Source organism: Streptomyces sp. CA-250714 (assembly GCF_050936705.1).
In the GTDB taxonomy this organism is placed as follows: domain Bacteria; phylum Actinomycetota; class Actinomycetes; order Streptomycetales; family Streptomycetaceae; genus Streptomyces.
Map to the genome: position 1 here is coordinate 3,341,319 of NZ_JBNJMI010000002.1, position 15,586 is coordinate 3,356,904.

Here is a 15,586-nt window from a genome sequence, read left to right on the forward strand (position 1 = left end):
TCCCCGCCGCCTCTCTCCCTCCCGCCGTCTCCTTCTCCCGGCCCCCTTCTTCACCCGCCACCCCTCCCTCCCGGCGCTCTCTTCTCCGCCGCCGTCTCTCCTCTTCCCACCGTCTCGCTCCTCCCCGCCGTCCCTCCTCCCCGCCGTCCCTCTTCCCCGCCGTCCCTCTTCCCCGCCGCAACGGCGGGGCGCGAATCGGACGTGACCGGCGGTGCCGAACCGGCCTCAGCCGGTGAGTTCGGCACCGCCGATTACGTTCGTGCCACCTAAGCGCCGTTGCGGCGGGAAAAGGTGCGCGGCGAAGCCGGACCGCGGCGGAGACAGGTGCGCGGCAGCGCCCGACCGCGGCGGAAAGAAGTGCGCCGCAAAGCAAGACCGCGACGGAAACAGGTTCGCGGCGGCGATCCGGGCCGCAGTCTTCCTGACGCCCTGTCAGTTCAGTAATCTGACAGGGCGTCAGTTCCAGCATCGGCGCGAGGCGCCAGTCCGCGGCAGGCCACCACACGGGAGTGGGCGAGAGAACATGCTCGGATCGACTCACGGGACCCTCACCATGACCCCCCGCTCGGCCCGGGTGCTGGCCTGCGGCGAGCGGACCGGCGGCGGCGCCGTGCACGGCAGAGCCGACGAGGCCGCCGCTGTCGAGCTCGACGTCAGCGGGCGGCCGCTGCACGCGCCGGTGCCGGACCTGGACCGGTTCTTCCGCCCGGAGGCCGTGGCCGTCGTCGGCGCCTCGGACGCCGAGGGGCGGCCGAACGCGGGCATCACGCGCCAACTGATGGCGTGGGCCGAGCGGGTCGGCGCGCGCCTGCACCCGGTGCACCCCAGCCGACGCGAGGTCTACGGAGTGCCCTGCGTCCCCACCGTCACCGCGCTGCCCGAGCCGGTGGACGTGGCCGTACTGCTCGTCGCCGATCCGCTGCCCGTGGTCGAGCAACTGGCCGACACCAAGACCAGATTCGCCGTCGCCTTCGCCTCCGGTTTCGCCGAGACCGGCGAGGAGGGCGCAGCCGCGCAGGCCCGGCTCGCCGAGGCCGCCGCGCGCTCCGGGGTGCGGCTGCTGGGCCCGAACACCAACCTCAACGCCTTCGAGCAGTTCCGCGACGACCTCAAGGGCCCCGCCATCGCGCTGATCACACAGTCAGGGCACCAAGGGCGGCCCCTCTTCGCCCTCCAGGAGCTGGGCATCCGGCTCTCGCACTGGGCACCGACCGGCAACGAGGCGGACCTGGAGACGGCCGACTTCCTCTCCTACTTCGCCACCCTGCCCGAGGTCGGCGCCGTCGCCGCATATCTCGAGGGGCTCAAGGACGGCCGCGGCTTTCTGCTGGCGGCCGACCGTGCTGCCCGCGCCGGCGTGCCCGTCGTCGCCGTGAAGGTGGGCCGCACCGAGGCCGGTGCCCGTACCGCCGCCTCGCACACCGGGAAGCTCACCGGCGCTGACGCCACGGTGGATGCGGCGATGCGGCAGTTCGGCGTCATCCGGGTGTCCGGCCTGGACGAACTGCAGGACACTGCCGCACTGCTGGCCCGCGCCCGGCCGCCGCGAGCCGAGGGCGTGGCCGTCTACGCGATATCCGGCGGCACGGGCGCGCACTTCGCCGACCTGGCGACCGCCGAAGGGCTGGACCTGCCCACGCTCTCCGCCGAGAAGCAGGCCGAACTGCACCAGTGGATCCCCGAGTACCTCTCCGTAGCCAACCCGGTCGACAACGGCGGCCACCCGGTGGGCGACTGGCGCGGCCGGAAGATCATCGACGCGATCCTGGCCGATCCTGATGTCGGCGTACTCGTCTGCCCCATCACCGGCCCCTTCCCCCCTATGAGCGACAAGCTGGCCCGGGACCTGGTGGCCGCCGCCGAGGAGACGGACAAGCTGGTGTGCGTCGTATGGGGCTCTCCGGTCGGCACCGAGGACGCCTACCGGCACACGCTGCTGGGCTCCTCGCGGGTGGCGACCTTCCGTACGTTCGGCAACTGCGTGCGCGCCGTCCGCGCCTACCTCGACCACCACCGCTTCACCCGCGCCTACCACTCCCCGTTCGACGACGCACCCCGCACCCCATCCCCCTCGCTGCGCAAAGCCGAGGCACTGCTGCGCCCCGGAGAGCAGCTGAGCGAGCACGCGGGCAAGCAACTGCTGCGCGCCTACGGGATCCGCGTCCCCCGCGAGCAGCTGTGCACCAGTGCGGCGGGTGCGGTGCGGGCAGCAGCACAGGTCGGCTACCCGGTCGTGATGAAGGCGTCGGCGCCGCAGCTCGCGCACAAGAGCGAGTACGGCCTCGTCCGCCTCCAGCTCACCTCCGCCAGCCAGGTGCGGGACACCTACCGCGAACTGACGGAGATCGCACGTGCCGAGGACATCGAGCTGGACGGGGTGCTGGTGTGCCAGCTGGTCGACCCGGGTGTGGAGATGGCGGTCGGCATCACCCACGACGAGCTGTTCGGTCCGACGGTGACGGTGGGGCTGGGCGGCGTGCTGATCGAGGTTCTGCGGGATGTCGCCGTGCGGGTCCCGCCGTTCGGCGAGGAACAAGCCCGCGCGATGCTCGGCGAACTGCGGGGCGCGGCACTGCTGGACGGCGTACGCGGCAGACCGCCCGCGGACACCGACGCGCTGGTGGAGGTCGTTCTGCGGGTGCAGCGGATGGCCCTGGAGCTGGGCAGGAACAGGCCCGGCTCGGACAGCGGTGGTGGGCTGGCGGAGCTGGACATCAACCCGTTGGTCGTCCTCCCGCGCGGGCAGGGCGCGGTGGCGCTCGACGCGCTGGCCGTCTGCCGCTGAGCCCACCACCGACCGGCGCAGCGGCGCCCGTGAAAGGAGCTGCACGTGACGTCCTCCCCCCGTGACATGTCGTCCGGTCACCCCCTGGTGACCCAGGACGAACCCCTGGAAAAAGTTGTAGCGCAGGCCACTGACAACGCCGTCTCGTGGATCACCCTCGACCGGCCGCGCGCCATGAACGCACTTACCTGGGAGCAGCGCGAGCGGCTTATCGCGCTGCTCGCCGACGCCTCCGCCGACCCGCACATACGGGCCGTCGTACTCACCGGGCGAGGCCGCGGCTTCTGCGCGGGCGCCGATCTCAAGGGCGCCCAAGGCGGCGGGGAACGGGTCGCGGGCGATGTGGCCCGTACGCTCGAACGGGGTGCGCAGCGGCTGATCGCAGCCGTGCTGGACTGCGAGAAGCCGGTGCTCGCGGCGGTCAACGGCACTGCGGCGGGGCTCGGCTGCCATCTCGCGCTCGCCTGCGATCTCGTACTGGCCGCGCAGGAGGCGTCGTTCGTGGAGGTCTTCGTACGCCGCGGCCTGGTGCCGGACGGGGGCGGGGCCTATCTGCTGCCCAGGCTGGTCGGGCCGCAGCGGGCGAAGGAGCTGTTGTTCTTCGGGGACGCGCTGCCCGCGGCGGACGCCAAACGGCTCGGCCTGGTCAACCGGGTCGTGCCCGCCGAAGCGCTGGAGAAGACGGCGCGGGACTGGGCGGAGCGGCTGGCAGCCGGGCCGACCCGCGCACTGGCGCTCACCAAGCGGCTGGTCAACTCCTCCCTGGACGCGGACCGTACGGCCGCCTTCTCCGCCGAGGCATGGGCCCAGGAGATCAACATGACCACCCGGGACGCGCGGGAGGGCGTTGCCTCCTTCACCGAGCGGCGCAGACCGGACTTCGAGGGACGATAGAGCGCCATGGTTACTCTGGAGTTGCCGAACTCACAACGGCAGCAGGGACCCTGTACCGTCCGGACCTTCCGAACCGACGAAGCAGCGGGTGCAATGAACCCATGATGGGACACGCTGGAATGGCAGCCACCGCGGTGCGCTATCTGCGTACTGCCGGCGCACCGTCCGCCCACGCGGCGCACGGCACCGCACGGGATGCGCGGCTCGGCACCGAGCAGACCGCGGAGCCGGGCGCGCTCCCCAAGCCCGAGTTGCGCGCCGTACGCGAGGACGAGCGCGCCCCCGTCGACCCGGCCCACTTCCGCCGGGTGCTGGGCGGATTCGCCTCCGGCGTGACCGTGGTGACCGCACCTGCGGCGGAGGGGGAGCCGGGCCCCGCGGGATTCGCCTGCCAGTCCTTCGCGTCCCTCTCGCTGGAGCCACCGCTGATCTCGTTCATGGTGGGGCGCACATCCACCAGTTGGCCCCGCATCGCACGCGCGGGCGTTTTCTGCGTGAACGTCCTCACGGCTGACCAGGGCGAACTCTGCCGTGCCTTCGCGGTGAGCGGTGCCGACAAGTTCGCGGGCGTCTCCTACTCCCCCGCGCCGGTCACCGGTTCGCCGCTGCTGGAGGGTGTGGCGGCGTGGATCGACTGCGAGATCCACGCCGTGCACACGGGTGGCGACCACCTCATCGTCGTCGGCCGGGTACGCGCACTGGACGCTGTCGAGGGCGACCCCGAGCCGCTGGTCTTCCACCGGGGCCGACTGGGCACGTTCACCCCGGCGGACCCCGCCGGCTGAAGCCGCTGCCGGACCGGTGCGGCAGTCACGCGGAATGCACCTCCAACCCCGTACGGCCGGGGGCGAGTTCCGGGCGCAGCACCAGATCGGCGTCGTAGTCGCCGCCCGCCTCGTAGCGGAACGGCAGTGGGGCGAGCTCGTCCAGGTTGCGCAGCCGCTCGCGCAGCTCCTCCTTGCGCTCCTTGACGTCCGCCTCGGTGGCGCGGTCGGCGCCGTAGACGACGAACGGGGGCAGCGCCGCCATGCCGGTGTACCAGAACGTGCCGTGGTGCACTGGGAAGAGCACGTCGTTGACGTACCCGTGGATGCCGCGCGGCCCGAAGCTGGAGGGCCGCGCCCCGACCGAGGTGAGGACCATGGCCCGCTTGCCCGCCAGACCGCCGTCCCCATAGCGCCGGGTACGGCCCTGCGCGTCCTGCACACCGAACGCGAAGCCCTGCACCAGCACCCGGTCGAACCAGCCCTTGAGGATGGCGGGCGGACCGAACCACCACAGCGGGAAATGGAAGACCAGGGTGTCGGCCCACTCGATCTTCTCCTGCTCGGCCCGGATGTCCGGGCTGAGCCCGCCTGTGACGTACCCGTGCTCCTGCGCGTCCCCGACCAGCAGCCGCTCTCCCGGCCGCTCCCGGGCGGGGAAGTCCGCGCCGTCGACGACCGGCTTCCAGCCCATCGCGTACAGATCGGACTCCTGCACCTCGTGACCGGCTTCCCGCAGAGCGGCGACACCGGTGTCGCGCAGTGCGGCGTTCAAGGAGCGGGTTTCCGGGTGGGCGAAAATCCACAGTGCCTTCATCGTTTTCATGCCACTGAGCATGCGTCCGGCTGGCAGCCGAAACGAGTGGCCCGATGGACGGCTAGTGCAAGATTCTGGCCACCCGCACCGTCGGGTCCGGGCGCCCTACAGTGCGGCCGGTTGCCGGCTACCGCGCTGGACCACCAGCGCCATCAGCGCCGCCATCGCACACAGCACACCTGTCCCGGTCCACGCCAGGTCGTACGTCCCCGTCGCGTCACGTACGAGCCCTGCCAGGAAGGCGATCAGCGAGGCACCGGCCTGGTGCGAGGCGAGCACCCAGCCGAAGACCACCGCACCGTCCGCACCGAAGTGCTCCCGGCACAGCGCCATGGTCGGCGGCACGGTGGCGACCCAATCGAGCCCGTAGAAGACGATGAAGAAGAGCATCGGCGGCTGCACACTTGCGGCGAACAGCATCGGCAGCACCAGCAGCGACAGACCGCGCAGCCCGTAGTAGACCGCCAGCAGCCGGCGCGCGTCGAAGCGGTCGGTCAGCCAGCCGGAGCAGACCGTGCCGACCAGGTCCAGCAGTCCTATGGTGGCCAGCAGGGAAGCGGCAACCGGTACGGCCATCCCGTGGTCGTGCGCAGCAGGTACGAAGTGCGTGCTCATGAGGCCGTTCGAGGACGCGCCGCAGATCGCGAACGACCCGGCCAGCAGCCAGAAGACCCTCGTACGGGCGGCGTCCCGCAGCACCGACAGGGTGCGCCGCAGTGCACCCGTCGTATCCGCCTCAGGCGTCACATAGTCGGACCCTGCACCGTACGGGCGCAGCCCCACGTCCTCGGGACGGTCGCGCAGCAGCCACACCACGAGCGGCACGACAGCGAGCGCCGCACCGCACACCACCAGTGAGGCGGTACGCCAGCCGGGCCCTTCCACCAGCAGTGCCACCAGAGGCAGGAAGACCAGCTGCCCGGTGGCGCTTCCGGCGGTCAGGATGCCGGTCACCAGGCCACGCCGTGCGACGAACCAGCGGTTGGCCACTGTTGCGGCGAATGCGAGCGCCATGGAGCCCGAACCGATGCCCACCAGCAAGCCCCAGCAGAGCACCAGTTGCCACTCGGCCCGCATGAAGACCGTCAGGCCACTGCCCGTCGAGATCAACAGCAGTGCTGCTGTGACGACCTGGCGTATGCCGTAGCGCTCCATCAGTGCCGAGGCGAACGGTGCGGTCAGCCCGTACAGCAGCACGTTCAACCCGACGGCGAACGAGATGGTGCCGTGCGACCAGCCGAACTCCTCGTGCAGCGGGTCGATGAAGACGCTGGGTGTCGCCCGGAACCCGGCAGCGCCCACCAGCGCGACGAAGCACACCAGGGCGACCCACCAGGCACGGTGCACCAGCGGTCCGGAACGCGGTCCGCCAGATCGCGGTCCGGGAGGGCTTTCAGCAGGATCGGCGCCGCCCTTCCCGGACGGCCTCGGGGAGAGGGTCTCAGTCACGCGGACCAGCCTGCGGTGCGGGGACGAACGGATCGAGTGGCCAGAGGGACACCATGTGCGAGGATCGGGCCATGGCTGTTTTCACCCGCCCGGGGCTGCACAGGGTCGCTGTCCTGGTGCGGCACGGCTTGCTGCCGATCGAGCTGGGCATTCCGCACGCGCTGATGGGCAGGGCGCGGTCGGCCACGGGCGAGCGGCTGTACGAGGTGGTCACCTGCGCCGTCACGCCTGGTGCGATTCGCACGGAGGGCGACTTCACGATCAATGTGGACCACGGCACCGAGGCGCTGGCCGAGGCGGACACCGTGATCGTCCCGGCCGCACACTCCCGCGACGAGCCCTTCGAGCGGGGGGCGATGAGCCCCGGGCTCGCCGAGGCGTTCGCCCGTATCCGTCCCGGTACCCGGGTGGCGTCCATCTGCACAGGCGCCTTCGTACTGGCCTCCGCCGGGCTGCTGGACGGCAAGCGGGCCACCACCCACTGGAGCGCCGTGGAGCGCTTCGAGCGCCTCTTCCCGGCCGTCGAGCTCGATTCGGACGTGCTCTATGTCGACGAGGGCTCCGTCCTCACCTCGGCGGGCATCGCGTCCGGTGTCGACCTGTGTCTGCACATGATCCGCCGGGACCACGGCGCTGCTGTCGCCAACGAGGTGGCCCGGCGCACTGTCGTACCGCCGCACCGCGACGGAGGACAGGCACAGTTCATCCGCCGCCCCGTCCCCGAACCCCGCCTCTCCTCCACCGGAACAGCGCGCAACTGGGCACTCCGCCACCTGGACCGCCCCCTCACCCTCCGCGAACTCGCCGAACGCGAATCCATGAGCGTGCGCACCTTCACCCGCCGCTTCCGCGAAGAGGTCGGGGTGAGTCCCCAGCAGTGGCTCACCCAGCAGCGCATCGAACGCGTCCGCCAGCTGCTGGAGGAGAGCGATCTGCCCATCGAGCAGATCGCCGCCCGGGCGGGCTTCGGTTCCGCGTCGACACTGCGGATGCACTTCCAGGCAGCATTGGGCGTCTCACCGAGCGCCTACCGCCGTACGTTCCGCGTGGGGGCCGCACCGGACGACGCCCCAGGTGCAGCAGTGGGCACAAGTGCGGGAGAACGAGGATGAAGGAGGCGGAGATGGCCACCAGAGGGCGGGTTTTCGCGCACCCAGGGCGGCATCGGGTCGCGGTGCTGGTCAGGCACGGAGTGCTGCCGATGGAGCTCGGCCTGGTGCACCAGGTGTTCGGCCGCGCGGCGACTGAGGAGGGAGAGCCGCTGTACGAGGTGGTCACCTGCGCCGTCGCGCCGGGCCCTGTCCGTACGGACGCCGACTTCCCCATCCACGTCACGCACGGCGCCGAGGCGCTGGCGGAGGCCGACACGGTGGTGGTTCCGGCCACTCACGAACTGGACGCGACGGAGACCGAGGGCACTCTGCCCGAACCGCTCCGGCAGGCGTTCGCCCGTGTCCGTCCCGACGCCCGTGTCGCGTCCATCTGCACGGGCGCCTTCGTACTGGCCGCTGCCGGACTGCTGGACGGCAAACGGGCAACGACCCACTGGATGTCCACCGACAACTTCAGGACCCTGTATCCGGCTGTGCGGCTCGATCCCGATGTGCTCTATGTGGACGAGGGATCGGTATTGACCTCCGCGGGCGAGGCGGCCGGAATCGATCTGTGCCTGCACATCGTGCGGGAGGACCACGGCGCTGCTGTCGCCAACGAGGTGGCCCGGCGCACTGTCGTACCGCCGCACCGCGACGGAGGACAGGCACAGTTCATCCGCCGCCCCGTCCCCGAACCCCGCCTCTCCTCCACCGGAACAGCGCGCAACTGGGCGCTCCGCCATCTCGACCGCCCCCTCACCCTCCGCGAACTCGCCGAACGCGAATCCATGAGCGTCCGCACCTTCACCCGCCGCTTCCGCGAAGAAGTCGGCGTCACTCCGCTGCGCTGGCTCACCCAGCAGCGCATCGAACGCGCCCGGCACCTGCTGGAGGAAACGGACCTCCCGGTCGAACGCATCGCCGCCCAGGCGGGCTTCGGCACGGCCGCCTCCCTCCGCCAGCACTTCCAGGCGGCACTGGGCGTCTCCCCGCGCGCGTACCGCCGTACGTTCCGCGCGGAGGCGGCGGGGGCGGCGGCGTAGGACGCGGTCGCCGCGGAGGCGCGGGCGCGGCGGCGTAGGGACGCGGCCGGCGAGCAGGCCGGCTCACGCCCTCAGCGCGACGTCCGACAACCGCCAGCCCTTCCGCCGTACGCAGGCGACGCTGTCGGCATGACACACCACGCTGCTTCCCCTTCCTCGCCGCCGGACCAGGCGGCTTCTTCCCGGGTGGACCCGAAGACGGTGCTCACCGGCATGTACGCGGCCGAGGCGGAGTATCTGGCCGCAGGCGGTCCGGGAACGGCTTCGTTCGCCCCGCTCGCCCCCTTCTTCGCTCCTGATGTCGTCCTCCACCAGGCCGACGGGCTGCCCTACGGCGGCAGCTGGCATGGGCATGCGGGCATGGAGCGGTTCTTCCTCGAGATGAGCCGCGTCTGGGAGTCGTTCGACATCACGCAACAGGAATTCCTCGCCACTGGTGCGACGCTGGTCGTGCACAGCCGGATCCACGCACGCGCGCGTGCCACCGGCCGGGAGATCACGTTCCCCATCCTGCAGACGATCACCGTCAGGGATGGGCGGATCTCCGAGGTGCATCCGTTCTACTGGGACACTGCGGCGGTTGCCGCGGTGTGCGCCTAGGGCGGGTCCGGCGGGTCTTGGCTGGCCCCTCTCCGTTGTTCCGGTACGGGGGTGCCCCTGCCCGGCGCTCGCGGGCTGCGGGTGCATCGTGGCTTGTCGCGCAGTTCCCCGCGCCCCTGACGGGGCGCGTCCCTCCTGCGCCAGGAGCGCAGCGCCCGCCCCTAGAACGTGAGGACCGCGCGGGCCACCCGGCCGTGGTGGGCGTCGTCGGCTGCTGCCGCGAACTCCTCGACCGGGTAGGTACGGGTGACCAGTTCGTCCAGCAGCAGCCGGCCCTGCCGGTACAGGTTCGCGTAGAGCGCGATGTCGCGCGGTGGGCGGGAGGAGCCGTAGCGGCAGCCGAGGATCGACTTGTCCAGGAACAGCGCGGCGGGCAGGAAAACGGCCTCGGCATCGGCGGGTGGCATGCCCAGCAGCACGGCCTGACCGCGCCGGTCGAGGAGGTCGACGGCCTGCCGCACGAGCGCGGTGCTGCCGACGCACTCGAAGGTGTGAGCGGCACCGTCCGGCAGGATCTCCTTGACGGCGGCAACCGTTCCCCCTTCGCCGCCCCCTCGCGTCTGCTGCGAGGCGTCCACGAAGTGGGTGGCGCCGAACTGCCGTGCTGCCGCCGCCTTCTCGGGGTTGGCGTCCACCGCGACGATCGGGGCCGCGCCCGCGATCCGGGCGCCCTGCAGCACGTTGAGTCCGACACCGCCGACGCCGATCACCACCACGGACTCGCCCTGTCCGACCTTCGCCCTGTTGAGCACGGCTCCGACACCGGTGAGGACGGCGCAGCCGATGAGCGCCGCCGAGGTGAGGGGGATGTCGCGGGGGATGGGGGTGGCCTGGACGGCCTTGACGAGGGTGCGTTCGGCGAAGGCCGAGTTGGCGGCGAAATTGTAAAGCGGCTCACCCCCGCGGCTGAAGGGCTGTTCGGGCCTGCCGATGGCCCGGCGGCACATGGTGGGCCGGCCCCGCGCACACTGGGGGCACGCACCGCAGTTGGCGATGGTGGACAGCGCCACATGGTCTCCGGGCGCCACATGCACCACGCTCTCCCCGACGGCCTCCACCACACCGGCGCCCTCGTGACCGAGTACGACGGGCCGCGGGAAGGGGATCGTCCCGTCGATGACGGACAGATCGCTGTGGCACAGTCCCGCCGCGCGGATGCCGACGAGCACCTCGCCGGGGCCGGGCGCCCGCAGCTCCAGGTCGTCGACGACCTCGGCCCGCGCCCCCTCCAGGATCACGCCTCGCATGGCTCCCGCTCCCCTCACCTCACACGTCACGACGGCCAGACGATCGACTGGAGCTCGCTGTAGGCGTGCAGCCCGAAAGACCCGCCGTCACGGCCCACTCCGGACTCCTTGAAGCCGCCGAACGGTGTCTCCGGGTGCCGCTGGACGGTGTTGATGCCGACGTTGCCGCTCCGCAGCCTCCCTGCCAGCCGCCAGGCACGGCCCGCGTCACCGCTGAACACGTAGTCGTAGAGGCCGTAGGGGGTGCTGTTCGCGATGTGTACGGCCTCGTCGTCGTCCGCGAACGGAAGGACCACGACCACGGGTCCGAACAGCTCCTCGCGGGCGACGGTCATCTTCGGCGTGACGCCGGTGATCAATGTCGGCGCGACGTAGAAACCCGTCGGGGGTTCGGTGGGCCGTTCGCCCCCGACCAGGACGGTGGCGCCCTGTTCACGGGCTCCGGCGATGTGCGCCTCGACGCGGTCGCGCTGCGCCGCGGAGATCACCGGGCCGACCACGGTTCGCTCATTCGTGGGATAGCCGAGCGTCAGTGCGGAGGCGTACCGTGAAAGGGCAGTCACGAACTCGTCGTGGAGCGAGTCGTGTACGAGCACACGCGTCGGTGCCGTGCAGATCTGGCCGCTGTGAAACGCCCAGGTCGAGGCGACCGAGCCCAGTGCTGCCTCGCGGGTCCTGCCAACCGCGTCGTCCAGCACCAATGCCGCACCCTTGCCGCCCAGTTCCATGAGGGTGCGCTTCATTCCACGTCCCGCGTTCCCAGCGATTTCCTTTCCCACGGAGGTGGAGCCAGTGAAGCTGATCATGTCGATGTCCGGATGTGCGACCAGGGCCTCCCCGGGCCCCGGCCCCGAGCCGGTCACCACGTTGTAGAGCCCGTCCGGGAGCCCCGCCTCCTTCAGCAGCGGGCCCAGCTCCAGGCAGCTCAGCGGATCCTGCGGCGCCGGCTTGCAGACGACGGCGTTCCCCATGGCCAGCGCGGGCGCGACCTTGCCCGCGAGGTTGACCACGGGGAAGTTGTAGGAGGTGATGCACCCGACCACGCCGACGGGGCGACGTACGGCGGCGGCACCGATCAGCCCGCCCGGGGCCAGTGCGCTGGGTCCCACGGGCTGCGGGGGCAGCGGCACGGTGTCCGGCTCCAGTGCGCCGCGCGCGTACCGGCGGAAGCGGTCGGCGGCAGTGGGCAGCTGCATACCGCGCGCGACCTTGAGGGTGGCGCCGGTCTCGGCCTGGAGGAGCGGTACGAGTGCGGGGGCGCGCTCGGTGAGGAGTTCCGCGATCCGCTCCAGCACCCGGGAGCGCTCGCGGGGGTCGGTGGCGGCCCACGCTTCCTGAGCGGCACGCGCCGCGCGGACAGCGGTGTCCACATCCGCCGCGTCCCCTTCGGGAGCCTCGCCGACCAGCTGCTCCGTGGCCGGGTCGGTGATCGGGTAGTGGCCGCGTGCCGGCTGGTGCCAGCCGCCGCCGATCCAGTGCGGGTAGGCCCTGGGCTTCCGTGCGGGGTCTGCTGCGGCTGTGGAGGTCGCCGGTCCGGTGCTGGGTTCCGTCGTCACATGCGTGCCTCTCTCGGCAGGCCCAGCACCCGCTGGGCGAGGATGTCGCGCTGAATCTCGTCGGAGCCGCCGTAGATGGTGTCGGCGCGGGTGAAGAGGAACAGGCGTTGCAGCGCGTCGAGTTCGTAGGGCCGGTGCGGCGCCCAGTCGTGCGGGCCGAGGGCGGCGGCGGCTCCGCGCACCTGCATCGCCAGTTCACCGAGCCGCTGGTGCCAGCGCCCCCACAGCAGCTTGGCGACGCTGGGCGCGCCCGGCACGACGCCGTTGCTGTTCGCGTTGGCGTTGCCGTTGGCGCCGAGGGTGCGCAGGGCGTTCCAGCGCATCGTCCGCAGTTCGGCCCATGCTCCGACGAGCCGGTCGCGGAGCACGGGGTCCCGGTCGGCGGCGCCGGTGCGCAGGGCGAGGCGGAGTACGCGGTCGAGTTCGGCTGCGAAGCCGATCTGCTGGGCGAGCGTGGAGACGCCGCGCTCCAGGGCCAGGAGGGCGGTGGCGACCCGCCAGCCGTCTCCCTCGGCACCGACCCGGTGGTCGGCTTCGGCGAGCGCGCCGTCGAAGAAGACCTCGTTGAACTCCTCCGTCCCCGACATCTGCCGGATCGGCCGGACCTCGATGCGGCCCGGCTGGTCCATCGGTACCAACAGGAAGGAGAGCCCTTGGTGTCCGCTTGTGCCCTCTTCGGTGCGTGCCAGGACGAAACACCAGTCGGCCTCATGGGCGAGTGACGTCCAGATCTTCTGGCCGGTGACGCGGTAGCAGACGGCACCGCCGCCCGCGCCGGAGCCCCGTGCGCCGGGGTCCCGTGCGGCGGTCGTGCGGACAGCTGTGGTGCGAACGGCTGCCAGGTCGGAGCCGGCGTCCGGTTCGCTGTAGCCCTGGCACCACAGTTCCTCGCCGCGGGCGATGGCGGGCAGGAAGCGTTTGCGCTGCTCGTCCGTGCCGTGGGCGAGGAGGGTGGGGGCCAGCAGGTTCTCGCCGATGTGGCCGACGCGGGCGGGTGCGCCCGCGCGGGCGTACTCCTCGGCCCAGACGACCTGTTGGGTGAGGGTGGCGGCGCGGTTGCCGTAACCGCCGTGGGTGCGGTCCCAGCCGATGCCGATCCAGCCCGCGCCGCCCAGCTCACGCTCCCAGCGGCGGCGGACGGCGGTGGCCTCGTGCTCGCTGCCGGGTCCGCCCTGCCCGGCGGCGGACGCGTAGTCGCCGACCAGGTGGTCGTGCAGCCACTCGCGGGCCCGCGCTCTGAACTCCTCGTCCTCGCGGGTGAAGGCGAAGTCCACGCGTCCCCCTCTCGCAGGCGGGTAAGGGCGTGGTCGGCGCCACGCCTCCGGGTCGGCTCAGGCGTTGGGGCGGTCCTTGCGGGCAGCGGCTGCGGCCATCTCCTTGAGCCGCTCCAGCATGGGCATCGGGTCCTGTCCGACGGTGCCGGGCAGATGGTCGGCGAGTTGCCGGGGCGTCCAGGAACCGTCGGCGTAGGCGGCCCGGAGTTCGCGGGGCTGTGCCCATACGGCGATCTTGGGTCCGGCGACGGTGTAGACCTGCCCGGTGATCTGCTGCTCCTTCGCGTGGTCGCTGAGCAGGTAGACGACGAGGGGGGCCACGTCCTCCGGCTCGCCGATCTCCGTCAGCTCCATGGGCACGTTGGCGGACATCCGGGTGCGGGCCACGGGCGCGACGGCGTTCGCGGTGACGCCGTATTTGTGCAGGCCGAGTGCCGCGCTGCGGACGAGGGAGATGATGCCGCCCTTGGCCGCCGCGTAGTTGGCCTGGGAGACGGAGCCTTGATGGTTGCCGCTGGTGAAGCCGATGAGGGCGCCGCTGCGCTGGGTGCGCATCACGGCGCTCGCGGCGCGGAAGACGGTGAAGGTGCCCTTGAGGTGGGTGGCGACGACGGGGTCCCACTCCTCCTCGGTCATGTTGAAGAGCATGCGTTCGCGCAGGATTCCGGCCACGCAGACGGCCCCGTCGAGGCGGCCGTACCGGGCGAGGGCGGTGTCCACGACGCGCTGTCCGCCGGCCATGGTGGAGATGTCGTCGGCGACCGCCACGGCCTGGCCGCCCGCCGACGCGATCTCCTTCACGACGGCTTCGGCTATCTCACTGCGCGGTTCACCGCCGTCGACGGAGACGCCGTAGTCGTTGACCACGACCTTGGCCCCCTCGCTCGCGCAGGCCAGCGCCACCGCGCGGCCGATGCCGCGGCCGGCTCCGGTGACGGCGACGACCTTCCCGGCCAAAAAGTTCCGTTCGTTGCCCACGTCCGGCCCCTCCCGGGTTATCTGACGGACCGTTAGATTCTTGAGCAGCCACCGCCCGAATACAAGACCCGTACTGCCCCCGCCGCACCGCCCCGCTCCCCACGGACCGACCACGGAGGACAGATGACCGTGCCGGCGCAGTGCCCCGAGTTCGCCGAGATCGCCGAGCGCGTCAACAACTGGGGCCGCTGGGGTGCCGACGACGAGATCGGCACACTCAACCTCGTGACGGACGAGGTGGTACGGGAGGCGGCGGCCACCGTCCGCCGGGGACGCCGCGTCCCGCTCGCGCTGCCCCTCCAGCAGGACGGGGTGCAGACCGGGCTGATCCCCGGACGGGTGAACCCGCTGCACACCATGGTCGCGCTCAATCTGGAGATGTTCGGCCCCGGAACCGTCGCCACCAACGACGACGCCGTCACCATGGGCCTCCAGGCCGCCACCCACTGGGACGGCCTCGCCCACGTTTCGCACGGCGGCCGGCTCTACAACGGGCGCCCCGCCCGCACCGTCACCGCGCACGGCGGCGCGGCGTTCAGTGGCATCGAGAAGAGCCGCCCTCTGGTCTCCCGGGGCGTACTGCTCGATGTGGCACGCGCCCGCGGCGAGGAGCAGCTGGCGGACGGCCACGCGGTGTCACCCGAAGATCTCGACGTCGCCGAGGAGTTCGCGGGCACACGCGTACGAGCCGGCGACATCGTGCTCGTCCGTACCGGACAGCTGCGCCGCTACCTCACCGGCGACAAGAACGGCTACGCCTATCCGTCCCCCGGGCTGTCGCTGCGTACGCCCGAGTGGTTCCACGCCCGCGACGTGGCCGCCGTCGCCAACGACACCCTCACATTCGAGATCGTCCCCCCGGAGATCGAGGGCCTCTGGCTTCCCGTCCACGCGCTCCACCTCGTGGAGATGGGCATGCTCCAAGGCCAGAACTGGAATCTGGAGGAACTCTCGGAAACCTGCGCCGAAGAAGGCCGTCACACCTTCCTGCTGGCCGCCCAGCCCGAGCCCTTCATGGGCGGAACGGGCGCTCCGGTGGCGCCGGTCGCGGTGCTGTGACCGGGCAAGTCCGTCGTCGTGCCACC

Annotated in this window: 13 protein-coding genes; 7 read left to right on the top strand and 6 right to left on the bottom strand. The window is 71.5% G+C overall.

Going from position 1 to position 15,586, the window contains the following annotated elements:
* The first annotated feature begins 523 nt into the window (after positions 1–523).
* The 3 genes from ACQEU8_RS33805 (at position 524) to ACQEU8_RS33815 (ending at position 4,464) form a co-directional block, all read left to right on the top strand.
* Positions 524–2,785, top strand: a complete 2,262-nt coding sequence (locus tag ACQEU8_RS33805) for an acetate--CoA ligase family protein (RefSeq protein ID WP_433107945.1) — start codon at positions 524–526, stop codon at positions 2,783–2,785.
* A 66-nt stretch (positions 2,786–2,851) separates the two neighbouring features.
* Complete coding sequence (locus tag ACQEU8_RS33810) at positions 2,852–3,679, top strand: enoyl-CoA hydratase/isomerase family protein (RefSeq protein WP_433108911.1); 828 nt, start codon at positions 2,852–2,854, stop codon at positions 3,677–3,679.
* A gap of 101 nt (positions 3,680–3,780) precedes the next feature.
* Entirely contained in the window at positions 3,781–4,464 is a 684-nt protein-coding gene (locus ACQEU8_RS33815; RefSeq protein ID WP_433107947.1) for a flavin reductase family protein, read from the top strand.
* Between the two features lie 25 nt (positions 4,465–4,489).
* Here the strand turns inward: ACQEU8_RS33815 and ACQEU8_RS33820 are convergent, their stop codons facing one another.
* Positions 4,490–5,260 carry an NAD(P)H-dependent oxidoreductase gene (locus ACQEU8_RS33820; RefSeq protein WP_433108913.1) on the bottom strand — a complete coding sequence of 257 codons (771 nt, stop codon included), beginning with the start codon at positions 5,258–5,260 and terminating at the stop codon, positions 4,490–4,492.
* 105 nt (positions 5,261–5,365) lie between these two features.
* On the bottom strand, positions 5,366–6,709 hold the full coding sequence (locus ACQEU8_RS33825) for an MFS transporter (protein WP_433107949.1): 1,344 nt from the start codon (positions 6,707–6,709) through the stop codon (positions 5,366–5,368).
* A 71-nt stretch (positions 6,710–6,780) separates the two neighbouring features.
* On the opposite strand from ACQEU8_RS33825, the gene ACQEU8_RS33830 reads away from it, so the two are divergent.
* From ACQEU8_RS33830 to ACQEU8_RS33840, 3 genes are all read left to right on the top strand, one after another.
* Positions 6,781–7,821, top strand: a complete 1,041-nt coding sequence (locus tag ACQEU8_RS33830) for a GlxA family transcriptional regulator (RefSeq protein WP_433107951.1) — start codon at positions 6,781–6,783, stop codon at positions 7,819–7,821.
* Between the two features lie 11 nt (positions 7,822–7,832).
* A complete protein-coding gene (locus tag ACQEU8_RS33835; RefSeq protein ID WP_433107953.1) occupies positions 7,833–8,846 on the top strand; it encodes a GlxA family transcriptional regulator in 1,014 nt (337 codons plus the stop codon).
* A gap of 129 nt (positions 8,847–8,975) precedes the next feature.
* Entirely contained in the window at positions 8,976–9,446 is a 471-nt protein-coding gene (locus ACQEU8_RS33840) for a nuclear transport factor 2 family protein (RefSeq protein WP_433107955.1), read from the top strand.
* A gap of 161 nt (positions 9,447–9,607) precedes the next feature.
* On the opposite strand, the gene ACQEU8_RS33845 is transcribed toward ACQEU8_RS33840, so the two are convergent.
* Genes ACQEU8_RS33845 through ACQEU8_RS33860 form a run of 4 tightly spaced genes read right to left on the bottom strand, consistent with a single transcriptional unit; the run spans position 9,608 to position 14,501 of the window.
* On the bottom strand, positions 9,608–10,693 hold the full coding sequence (locus ACQEU8_RS33845; RefSeq protein WP_433107957.1) for an alcohol dehydrogenase catalytic domain-containing protein: 1,086 nt from the start codon (positions 10,691–10,693) through the stop codon (positions 9,608–9,610).
* A gap of 26 nt (positions 10,694–10,719) precedes the next feature.
* Positions 10,720–12,249: an aldehyde dehydrogenase family protein gene (locus ACQEU8_RS33850; protein ID WP_433107959.1), complete on the bottom strand. Its 1,530-nt coding sequence runs from the start codon at positions 12,247–12,249 to the stop codon at positions 10,720–10,722.
* Positions 12,246–13,523, bottom strand: coding sequence for an acyl-CoA dehydrogenase family protein (locus ACQEU8_RS33855; protein WP_433107961.1), 1,278 nt, complete (start codon positions 13,521–13,523; stop codon positions 12,246–12,248). The genes ACQEU8_RS33850 and ACQEU8_RS33855 overlap by 4 nt, the downstream gene beginning before the upstream one ends.
* A gap of 57 nt (positions 13,524–13,580) precedes the next feature.
* Positions 13,581–14,501: an SDR family oxidoreductase gene (locus ACQEU8_RS33860; RefSeq protein ID WP_433107963.1), complete on the bottom strand. Its 921-nt coding sequence runs from the start codon at positions 14,499–14,501 to the stop codon at positions 13,581–13,583.
* 123 nt (positions 14,502–14,624) lie between these two features.
* Between ACQEU8_RS33860 and ACQEU8_RS33865 the strand changes: the two genes are divergently transcribed.
* Positions 14,625–15,560: a cyclase family protein gene (locus ACQEU8_RS33865; RefSeq protein ID WP_433107965.1), complete on the top strand. Its 936-nt coding sequence runs from the start codon at positions 14,625–14,627 to the stop codon at positions 15,558–15,560.
* Positions 15,561–15,586 lie beyond the last annotated feature (26 nt).

What these genes read in the sequence shown, in the direction of transcription:
- ACQEU8_RS33805 (WP_433107945.1), top strand. Translation starts at nt 524, where the DNA reads ATGCTCGGATCGACTCACGGGACCCTCACCATGACCCCCCGCTCGGCC.
- ACQEU8_RS33810 (WP_433108911.1), top strand. Translation starts at nt 2,852, where the DNA reads ATGTCGTCCGGTCACCCCCTGGTGACCCAGGACGAACCCCTGGAAAAA.
- ACQEU8_RS33815 (WP_433107947.1), top strand. Translation starts at nt 3,781, where the DNA reads ATGATGGGACACGCTGGAATGGCAGCCACCGCGGTGCGCTATCTGCGT.
- ACQEU8_RS33820 (WP_433108913.1), bottom strand. Translation starts at nt 5,260, where the DNA reads ATGAAGGCACTGTGGATTTTCGCCCACCCGGAAACCCGCTCCTTGAAC.
- ACQEU8_RS33830 (WP_433107951.1), top strand. Translation starts at nt 6,781, where the DNA reads ATGGCTGTTTTCACCCGCCCGGGGCTGCACAGGGTCGCTGTCCTGGTG.
- ACQEU8_RS33835 (WP_433107953.1), top strand. Translation starts at nt 7,833, where the DNA reads ATGGCCACCAGAGGGCGGGTTTTCGCGCACCCAGGGCGGCATCGGGTC.
- ACQEU8_RS33840 (WP_433107955.1), top strand. Translation starts at nt 8,976, where the DNA reads ATGACACACCACGCTGCTTCCCCTTCCTCGCCGCCGGACCAGGCGGCT.
- ACQEU8_RS33845 (WP_433107957.1), bottom strand. Translation starts at nt 10,693, where the DNA reads ATGCGAGGCGTGATCCTGGAGGGGGCGCGGGCCGAGGTCGTCGACGAC.
- ACQEU8_RS33865 (WP_433107965.1), top strand. Translation starts at nt 14,625, where the DNA reads ATGACCGTGCCGGCGCAGTGCCCCGAGTTCGCCGAGATCGCCGAGCGC.